This window comes from Weissella cibaria (assembly GCF_004521965.1).
GTDB classification, from domain to species: domain Bacteria; phylum Bacillota; class Bacilli; order Lactobacillales; family Lactobacillaceae; genus Weissella; species Weissella cibaria_A.
Window position 1 is genome coordinate 1 of the sequence record NZ_SDGK01000091.1, and the last position, 359, is coordinate 359.

Sequence of the window (359 nt, forward strand, 5' to 3'; positions counted from 1 at the left end):
TCAATAAGGTTCGAATCAGCGTTATGAAGCAATTCGGATCAGATAGCAAAGAGTATAGCCAACTAAAACGCTTCTGGAAACTACTTATGAAGCACGGAACCGCACTCGATTACACGACCCGCAAAAGTCGGGTCAATTTTAAGCATGCCTATTTAACTGATAAAGAAGTTATCGACCGCCTACTGACGCTCTCTGATGAACTGCGTGACGCATACGCTTGCTATCAAGAGATTCTTTACGCCGTCGAAACCCATGATGAAGTTGAACTCAAGTCTGTTCTATACCCTACAAAAAATGATGCCTAATACCGCTCATTGCCAAAGGCAATGAAGAAGGCTCGTCGCACTATCCGCAAGCAC

Annotated in this window: 1 pseudogene; it reads left to right on the forward strand. The window is 44.3% G+C overall.

The annotated features are described in order from the left end of the window. Positions 1 to 302 (forward strand): annotated as a pseudogene (locus EST42_RS09845) (transposase); the annotation flags it as partial. Between the last annotated feature and the right edge of the window lie 57 nt (positions 303 to 359).